The sequence below is a fragment of the Thermus albus genome (genome assembly GCF_022760855.1).
In the GTDB taxonomy this organism is placed as follows: Bacteria; Deinococcota; Deinococci; order Deinococcales; family Thermaceae; genus Thermus; species Thermus albus.
This window is the reverse complement of sequence record NZ_JAKTNR010000014.1, coordinates 25,619-33,155: the sequence shown is the minus strand read 5'-3', so window position 1 is coordinate 33,155 and position 7,537 is coordinate 25,619. Positions and strand designations below refer to the sequence as shown.

Annotated in this window: 17 protein-coding genes; all 17 read left to right on the top strand. The window is 64.3% G+C overall.

The genetic code is table 11. From position 1 onward, the window contains the following. Positions 1–63: 63 nt before the first annotated feature. The 17 genes from rpsJ to rplF all read left to right on the top strand — a co-directional run bounded on the left by rpsJ (position 64) and on the right by rplF (position 7,530). Entirely contained in the window at positions 64–381 is a 318-nt protein-coding gene (rpsJ, locus tag L0D18_RS11180) for a 30S ribosomal protein S10 (RefSeq protein ID WP_015718109.1), read from the top strand. Beyond that, positions 378–998 carry a 50S ribosomal protein L3 gene (gene rplC, locus L0D18_RS11175; RefSeq protein ID WP_243029083.1) on the top strand — a complete coding sequence of 207 codons (621 nt, stop codon included), beginning with the start codon at positions 378–380 and terminating at the stop codon, positions 996–998. The genes rpsJ and rplC overlap by 4 nt, the downstream gene beginning before the upstream one ends. Positions 999–1,006: 8 nt before the next feature. After that, positions 1,007–1,627, top strand: coding sequence for a 50S ribosomal protein L4 (gene rplD / locus L0D18_RS11170; protein ID WP_243029081.1), 621 nt, complete (start codon positions 1,007–1,009; stop codon positions 1,625–1,627). Then, complete coding sequence (locus L0D18_RS11165; protein WP_015718106.1) at positions 1,624–1,914, top strand: 50S ribosomal protein L23; 291 nt, start codon at positions 1,624–1,626, stop codon at positions 1,912–1,914. The genes rplD and L0D18_RS11165 overlap by 4 nt, the downstream gene beginning before the upstream one ends. 52 nt (positions 1,915–1,966) lie before the next feature. Beyond that, a complete protein-coding gene (gene rplB / locus L0D18_RS11160) occupies positions 1,967–2,797 on the top strand; it encodes a 50S ribosomal protein L2 (protein ID WP_243029080.1) in 831 nt (276 codons plus the stop codon). 8 nt (positions 2,798–2,805) lie between these two features. Then, entirely contained in the window at positions 2,806–3,087 is a 282-nt protein-coding gene (gene rpsS, locus L0D18_RS11155; RefSeq protein WP_114312989.1) for a 30S ribosomal protein S19, read from the top strand. Positions 3,088–3,089: 2 nt separating this feature from the next. Next, a complete protein-coding gene (gene rplV / locus L0D18_RS11150) occupies positions 3,090–3,431 on the top strand; it encodes a 50S ribosomal protein L22 (RefSeq protein WP_243029079.1) in 342 nt (113 codons plus the stop codon). Next, positions 3,421–4,140 (top strand): 30S ribosomal protein S3, encoded by a 720-nt coding sequence (gene rpsC / locus L0D18_RS11145; RefSeq protein ID WP_243029078.1) that lies wholly within the window; start codon positions 3,421–3,423, stop codon positions 4,138–4,140. The genes rplV and rpsC overlap by 11 nt, the downstream gene beginning before the upstream one ends. A gap of 3 nt (positions 4,141–4,143) precedes the next feature. Next, positions 4,144–4,569, top strand: coding sequence for a 50S ribosomal protein L16 (gene rplP / locus L0D18_RS11140; protein WP_038058331.1), 426 nt, complete (start codon positions 4,144–4,146; stop codon positions 4,567–4,569). Further along, a complete protein-coding gene (gene rpmC, locus L0D18_RS11135; protein ID WP_243029077.1) occupies positions 4,556–4,753 on the top strand; it encodes a 50S ribosomal protein L29 in 198 nt (65 codons plus the stop codon). The genes rplP and rpmC overlap by 14 nt, the downstream gene beginning before the upstream one ends. Further along, the gene (gene rpsQ, locus L0D18_RS11130) at positions 4,746–5,063 is read left to right on the top strand and encodes a 30S ribosomal protein S17 (RefSeq protein WP_243029076.1); all 318 of its coding nucleotides are present in this window, start codon (positions 4,746–4,748) and stop codon (positions 5,061–5,063) included. The genes rpmC and rpsQ overlap by 8 nt, the downstream gene beginning before the upstream one ends. After that, positions 5,060–5,428 (top strand): 50S ribosomal protein L14, encoded by a 369-nt coding sequence (gene rplN / locus L0D18_RS11125; RefSeq protein WP_003043914.1) that lies wholly within the window; start codon positions 5,060–5,062, stop codon positions 5,426–5,428. The genes rpsQ and rplN overlap by 4 nt, the downstream gene beginning before the upstream one ends. Beyond that, positions 5,428–5,760: a 50S ribosomal protein L24 gene (rplX, locus tag L0D18_RS11120; RefSeq protein ID WP_243029075.1), complete on the top strand. Its 333-nt coding sequence runs from the start codon at positions 5,428–5,430 to the stop codon at positions 5,758–5,760. The genes rplN and rplX overlap by 1 nt, the downstream gene beginning before the upstream one ends. Position 5,761: 1 nt before the next feature. Further along, positions 5,762–6,310, top strand: coding sequence for a 50S ribosomal protein L5 (gene rplE, locus L0D18_RS11115; RefSeq protein ID WP_243029074.1), 549 nt, complete (start codon positions 5,762–5,764; stop codon positions 6,308–6,310). A gap of 7 nt (positions 6,311–6,317) precedes the next feature. Then, positions 6,318–6,503: a type Z 30S ribosomal protein S14 gene (locus L0D18_RS11110; protein ID WP_018111303.1), complete on the top strand. Its 186-nt coding sequence runs from the start codon at positions 6,318–6,320 to the stop codon at positions 6,501–6,503. A gap of 68 nt (positions 6,504–6,571) precedes the next feature. After that, positions 6,572–6,988: a 30S ribosomal protein S8 gene (rpsH, locus tag L0D18_RS11105; protein ID WP_243029073.1), complete on the top strand. Its 417-nt coding sequence runs from the start codon at positions 6,572–6,574 to the stop codon at positions 6,986–6,988. Continuing rightward, complete coding sequence (gene rplF / locus L0D18_RS11100; RefSeq protein ID WP_243029071.1) at positions 6,988–7,530, top strand: 50S ribosomal protein L6; 543 nt, start codon at positions 6,988–6,990, stop codon at positions 7,528–7,530. The genes rpsH and rplF overlap by 1 nt, the downstream gene beginning before the upstream one ends. The last annotated feature ends 7 nt before the right edge of the window (positions 7,531–7,537 follow it).

The window sequence follows — 7,537 nt, the reverse complement described above, 5'->3', positions numbered from 1 at the left end:
TCGTGAGGGTGGGCGGACCGTGGGCGCCGGCGTGGTCACCAAGATCCTGGAGTGAGGTGAGGCATGCCCAAGATCCGCATCAAGCTACGGGGCTTTGACCACAAGACCCTGGACGCCTCGGCCCAGAAGATCGTGGAAGCGGCCCGGCGCTCCGGGGCTCAGGTCTCGGGTCCCGTGCCCCTGCCTACCCGGGTTAGGCGCTTCACCGTGATCCGGGGTCCTTTCAAGCACAAGGACTCCCGGGAACACTTTGAGCTGCGCACCCACCACCGCCTGGTGGACATCCTGAACCCCAACCGCAAGACCATTGAGAGCCTTATGTCCCTGGACCTGCCCACCGGGGTGGAGATCGAGATCAAAACCGTGGGGGGTGGCAAATGAAGGGCATCCTGGGCCTAAAGGTGGGCATGACCCGGATTTACCGGGAGGACCGGGCCATTCCCGTCACCGTGATCCTGGCGGGGCCTTGCCCGGTGGTCCAGCGCCGGACGCCGGAAAAGGATGGGTATACGGCGGTCCAGCTGGGCTTCCTGCCCCAGAACCCTAAGCGGGTGAACCGGCCCATGAAGGGGCATTTCGCCCGGGCTGGGGTGGGTCCGGTGCGTATCCTAAAGGAAATCCGCGACTTCAATCCCGAAGGGGATGTGGTGACCGTGGAGATCTTCCAAGCGGGGGAGCGGGTGGACGTGACCGGCACCACCAAGGGCCGGGGCACGGCGGGGGTAATGAAGCGCTGGAACTTCGCCGGCGGCCCCGATTCCCACGGCGCCCACAAGATCCACCGCCACCCTGGGTCCATCGGGAACCGCAAGACCCCGGGCCGGGTCTACAAGGGAAAGAAAATGGCCGGGCGCTATGGGGCTGAGCGGGTCACGGTGATGAACCTCGAGGTGGTGGACGTGATCCCCGAGGAAAACCTCCTCTTGGTCAAGGGTGCGGTGCCTGGTCCCAACGGGGGCTTGGTGCTGGTGCGCGGGACCAAGAAGGTGGCCAAGTAAAGGAGGGTATGGTGTACCAGATTCCTGTTCTCTCCTCGTCTGGCAAGCGGGAGCTTTCCGCTGACCTTCCCCAGGAGATCAATCCCCATCTCCTTTGGGAGGTGGTGCGCTGGCAGCTGGCGAAAAGGCGCCGGGGTACCGCCAGCACCAAGACCCGGGGTGAGGTGGCCTACTCCAGCCGCAAGATCTACCCCCAGAAGCACACGGGCCGGGCCCGCCACGGGGATATAGGGGCCCCCATCTTCGTGGGGGGTGGGGTGGTTTTTGGCCCCAAGCCCCGGGACTACAGCTACACCTTGCCCAAGAAGGTGCGGCAGGCGGGCCTGGCCATGGCGGTGGCCGACCGGGCCAGGGAGGGCAAGCTCCTTTTGGTGGAGGACTTCCCCGGCGTGAACGGCAAGACCAAGGAGTTTTTGGCCTGGGCCAAGGTTGCGGGGCTGGACGGCGCGGAAAGCGTCCTCCTGGTGACGGCCAACGAGGTGGTGCGCCGGGCGGCCCGCAACCTCCCTTGGGTGGTAACCCTGGCCCCGGAAGGGCTCAACGTCTACGACATCCTGCGCACCGGACGCCTGGTCATGGACCTGGCGGCCTGGGAAGCCTTCCAGGCCCGCATGGGGGGTGAGGCATGAAGACCGCCTTTGACGTGATCCTGGCCCCGGTGCTTTCCGAAAAGGCCTATGCTGGCTTCGCCGAGGGCAAGTACACCTTCTGGGTCCACCCCAAGGCCACCAAAACGGAGATTAAAAACGCCGTGGAGGCGGCCTTTAAGGTCAAGGTGGTGGGGGTGAACACCATGACGGTGCGGGGAAAGAAAAAGCGCCTGGGCCGTTACCTGGGCAAGCGCCCCGACCGCAAGAAGGCCATCGTGCAGGTGGCTGCCGGGCAGAAGATTGAGGCCTTGGAGGGCCTCATCTAGACCTAAGCCGGGAGGGGGGCCCGGCCCCGATCCGGCAAGGGAGGCATAGAGGATGGCAGTAAAGAAGTTCAAACCCTACACCCCAAGCCGCCGCTTCATGACGGTGGCGGACTTCTCCGAGATCACCAAAACGGAGCCGGAGAAGTCTTTGGTCAAGCCCCTGAAGAAGACGGGGGGGCGGAACAACCAGGGGCGCATCACCGTGCGCTTCCGCGGGGGCGGCCACAAGCGGCTTTACCGGATCATTGACTTCAAGCGCTGGGATAAGGCAGGCATCCCCGCCAAGGTGGCGGCCATCGAGTACGACCCCAACCGCTCGGCCCGCATCGCCCTCTTGCACTACGTGGACGGGGAAAAGCGCTACATTATCGCCCCCGATGGCCTGCAGGTGGGCCAGCAGGTGGTGGCGGGGCCGGATGCCCCTATAGGGGTGGGCAACGCCCTCCCCCTTCGCTTCATCCCTGTGGGTACCGTGGTGCATGCGGTGGAGTTGGAGCCCAAGAAAGGGGCTAAGCTGGCCCGTTCCGCTGGTACCAGCACCCAGATCCAGGGCCGGGAAGGGGATTACGTGATTCTGCGCCTGCCTTCCGGGGAACTTAGGAAGGTGCACGGGGAGTGCTACGCCACCATCGGGGCTGTGGGCAACGCCGACCACAAGAACATCGTCCTGGGCAAGGCGGGCCGCACCCGTTGGCTGGGCCGCAAGCCCCACGTGCGGGGTGCCGCCATGAACCCGGTGGACCACCCCCACGGCGGTGGTGAGGGCCGGGCACCCCGGGGCCGGCCCCCCGCTTCCCCCTGGGGCTGGCAGACCAAGGGCCTTAAGACCAGGAAGCGGCGGAAGCCCTCCAGCCGCTTCATCATCGCCCGGCGCAAGAAGTGAGGTGAGCCATGCCGCGTAGCTTGAAGAAGGGCGTATTCGTTGACGAACACCTCTTGGAGAAGGTGCTGGAGCTGAACGCCAAGGGGGAAAAGCGGCTCATCAAGACCTGGAGCCGCCGCTCCACCATCGTCCCCGAGATGGTGGGCCATACCATTGCGGTCTACAACGGCAAGCAGCACGTGCCCGTCTACATCACCGAGAACATGGTGGGGCACAAGCTGGGAGAGTTCGCCCCCACCCGCACCTACCGGGGGCATGGCAAAGAGGCTAAGGCCACCAAGAAGAAGTAGCCATGGAAGCGAAAGCCATTGCCCGTTACGTGCGCATCTCCCCCAGGAAGGTCCGGTTGGTGGTGGACCTGATCCGGGGGAAGAGCCTCGAGGAGGCCCGCGCCATCCTGCGCTACACCCCCAAGCGGGGGGCCTATTACGTGGCCAAGGTGCTGGAGTCCGCCGCCGCCAACGCGGTCAACAACCACGACATGCTGGAGGATAGGCTTTTTGTGAAGGCGGCCTTTGTGGACGAGGGGCCGGCCCTAAAAAGGGTGCTTCCCCGGGCCCGGGGCCGGGCGGACATCATCAAGAAGAAGACCAGCCACATCACGGTGATCCTGGGGGAGAAACATGGGAAATAAGATCCACCCCATCGGATTTAGGCTCGGCATCACCCGGGACTGGGAGTCCCGTTGGTATGCGGGCAAAAGGCAGTACCCGCATCTCCTCGTGGAGGACCAGAAGATTCGTGAGGTCCTCACCAAGGAGCTCTACCCGGCAGGTCTGGCCCGCATTGACATTGAACGGGCTGCGGACAACGTGGCCGTAACCGTGCACGTGGCCAAGCCCGGCGTGGTCATCGGCCGGGGCGGGGAGAAGATTAAGGTTCTAAGGGACACCCTTTCCCAGCTCACGGGAAAGAATGTGGCCCTGAACGTCCAGGAGATCCATAACCCCAACCTCTCGGCGCCCCTGGTGGCCCAGCGGGTGGCGGAGCAGATTGAGCGCCGCTTTGCCGTGCGCCGGGCCATCAAGCAGGCGGTGCAGCGGGTCATGGAGGCGGGGGCCAAGGGGGCCAAGGTGATCGTGTCCGGCCGCATCGGTGGCGCCGAGCAGGCCCGCACCGAGTGGGCGGCCGAGGGCCGGGTGCCCCTCCACACCTTGCGTGCTAATATAGACTATGGCTTCGCTTTGGCCCGCACCACCTACGGGGTGCTGGGGGTCAAGGCCTACGTGTTCCTGGGCGAGGTGATTGGCGGCCAGAAGCCCAAGGCCCGGCCCGAGGAGCCAAGGGCGGAGGAGAGGCCCCGCCGCCGCCGCCCGGCCGTGCGCGTGAAGAAGGAGGAGTAGGCCATGTTGATGCCCAGGCGCATGAAGTACCGCAAGCAGCACCGGGGCCGCATGAAGGGGGCGGCCAAGGGGGGTGACTACGTGGCCTTTGGGGACTTCGGCCTGGTGGCCATGGAACCCGCCTGGATCACCTCCCAGCAGATTGAGGCGGCCCGTGTGGCCATGGTGCGCCACTTCCGCCGTGGGGGGAAGATCTTCATCCGCATCTTCCCCGACAAGCCCTACACCAAGAAGCCCCTCGAGGTGCGGATGGGTAAGGGTAAGGGCAACGTGGAAGGCTACGTGGCGGTGGTGAAGCCGGGGCGGGTGATGTTTGAGGTGGCGGGGGTCACCGAGGAGCAGGCCCTCGAGGCCTTGCGCATTGCCGGCCACAAGCTTCCCATCCGGACCAAGATCGTGAGGAGGGATGCCTACGATGAAGCCCAGTGAGATCCGCAAGCTCTCTCCCAGTGAGATTGAAAAGCTGGTTCGGGAGAAGAAGCGGGAGCTGATGGAACTTCGCTTCCAGGCCTCCATCGGCCAGCTTTCCCAGAACCACCGGGTGCGGGAGACGAGGCGCCTCATCGCCCGGCTCCTCACGATCCTGAACGAGAAGAGGAGGGCCAATGCCTAAGAAGGTGCTGACCGGGGTGGTGGTGAGCGACAAGATGCAGAAGACCGTCACGGTCTTGGTGGAGCGCCAGTTCCCCCACCCCCTCTATGGCAAGGTGATCAAGCGCTCCAAAAAGTACCTGGCCCACGACCCCGAGGAGAAGTACCAGGTGGGGGACGTGGTGGAGATCATCGAGGCCCGCCCCATCTCCAAGCGCAAGCGCTTTAGGGTTTTGCGCCTGGTGGAGGGGGGTCGGTTGGACCTGGTGGAGAAGTACCTGGTGCGTAGGCAGAACTACGCCAGCCTTTCCAAGCGGGGAGGTAAGGCATGATCCAGCCCCAAACCTACCTGGAGGTGGCCGATAACACCGGGGCCCGCAAGATCATGTGCATCCGGGTCCTGAAGGGTTCCAACGCCAAATACGCCACCGTGGGGGATGTGATCGTGGCCAGCGTCAAGGAGGCCATCCCTCGCGGGGCGGTGAAGGAAGGGGACGTGGTGAAGGCGGTGGTGGTGCGCACCAAAAAGGAAGTAAAGCGCCCCGATGGCTCGGCCATCCGCTTTGACGACAACGCCGCCGTCATCATCAACAACCAGCTGGAGCCCCGGGGCACCCGTGTTTTCGGACCCGTGGCGCGGGAACTTCGGGAAAAGGGGTTCATGAAGATTGTCTCCCTGGCTCCGGAGGTGCTCTGATGCAGGCCAAGGTGCATGTGAAGAAGGGGGACACGGTTCTGGTGGCCTCCGGCAAGTACAAGGGCCAGGTGGGCAAGGTGAAGGCGGTTCTGCCCAGGAAGGGTGCGGTCATCGTGGAGGGGGTGAACATCGTCAAGAAGGCGGTGCGGGTCAGCCCCCAGCATCCCCAGGGTGGCTTTGTGGAGCAGGAAGCCCCCCTGCATGCCTCCAAGGTGCGCCCCATCTGCCCCGCATGCGGCAAGCCCACCCGGGTGCGCAAGAAGTTCCTGGAGGATGGCCGCAAGATCCGGGTTTGCGCCAAGTGCGGCGGGTCTTTGGACGTGGAGGAGTAAGATGCCCTTGGACGTAGCCCTCAAGAGGAAGTACTACGAGGAAGTGCGGCCTGAGCTCATCCGCCGCTTTGGTTATAAGAACATCTGGGAAGTGCCCAGGCTGGAGAAGGTGGTGGTCAACCAGGGTTTGGGCGAGGCCAAGGAGGATGCCCGCATCCTGGAGAAGGCTTCCAAAGAGCTTGCCCTCATCACCGGTCAAAAGCCAGCCATAACCCGGGCCAAGAAGTCCATCTCCAACTTCAAGCTGCGCAAGGGGATGCCCATCGGGCTCAGGGTTACCCTGCGGGGCGACCGCATGTGGATCTTCCTGGAGAAGCTACTGCACGTGGCGCTTCCCCGCATCCGCGACTTCCGCGGGGTAAACCCGGGTAGCTTTGATGGCCGGGGCAACTACAACCTGGGCCTTAGGGAACAGCTCATCTTCCCGGAGATCACCTACGACATGGTGGACGCCCTTAGGGGCATGGATATTGCGGTGGTCACCACCGCCCGGACCGACGAGGAGGCCAAGGTCCTTTTGGAGCTTCTGGGCTTCCCCTTCCGCAAGTGAGGCGAGCATGGCGAGAAAAGCGTTGATCGAAAAGGCCAAGCGTACCCCCAAGTTCAAGGTGCGGGCCTACACCCGTTGCGTGCGCTGCGGGAGGGCCAGGAGCGTCTACCGCTACTTTGGGCTCTGCCGGCTTTGCCTTCGGGAGCTTGCCCACAAGGGCCAGCTTCCCGGGGTGAAGAAGGCCAGCTGGTAGGCCGTGGCCGGTCGGGGGGGTTCCCTCGAGACCGCATGGTCCAGGAGTGAGGTAAAAGGAGAGAGGAAATGTTGACGGACCCCATTGCCGACATGCTGACCCGGATTCGGAACGCCACCCGGGTTTACAAGGAGAGCACCGAGGTGCCCGCCTCCCGTTTCAAGGAGGAGATCCTCAAGATCCTGAAGCGGGAGGGCTTCATCAAGGGGTACGAGCGGGTGGAGGTGGACGGTAAACCCGTCCTGCGCATCTACCTAAAGTACGGGCCAAGGCGCCAGGGGCTGGACCCCCGGCCCGAACAGGTCATCAACCACATCCGCCGCATCAGCCGTCCTGGGCGGCGGGTCTATGTGGGGGTCAAGGAGCTTCCCCGGGTGCGCCGCGGCCTGGGGATTGCCATCCTGTCCACGCCCAAGGGGGTTCTCACCGATCGGGAGGCCCGACGGTTGGGCGTGGGTGGGGAGCTCATCTGTGAGGTGTGGTGATGTCTAGGATTGGCCGGCTTCCCATTCCCTTGCCCAAGGGGGTCACCCTGGAGGTGGCTCCGGGGCTGGTTAAGGTCAAAGGCCCCAAGGGCGAGCTTTCCGTGCCCATCTCCCCGGAGATGCGGGTGGTGGTGGAGGAGGGGCTGGTGCGGGTGGAAAGGCCCTCGGATGAAAGGCGGCACAAGAGCCTCCATGGCCTTACCCGAACCCTCATCGCCAACGCCATCAAAGGGGTTTCCGAGGGGTACGTGAAGGAGCTCCTCATCAAGGGCATCGGTTACCGGGCCCGGCTTGCGGGTCGGGCGGTGGAGCTCACCGTGGGCTTCAGCCACCCCGTGGTGGTGGAGCCGCCGGAGGGCGTGACCTTTGAGGTCCCCGAACCCACCAAGATTCGCGTTCTGGGCATAGACAAGCAGAAGGTGGGCCAGGTGGCCGCCAATCTCCGCGCCATCAAGAAGCCCAGCGCCTACCATGAGAAGGGTATCTACTACGCGGGCGAGCCCATCCGCCTTAAGCCCGGCAAGGCCGGGACGAAGAAGTAGGGGGAAC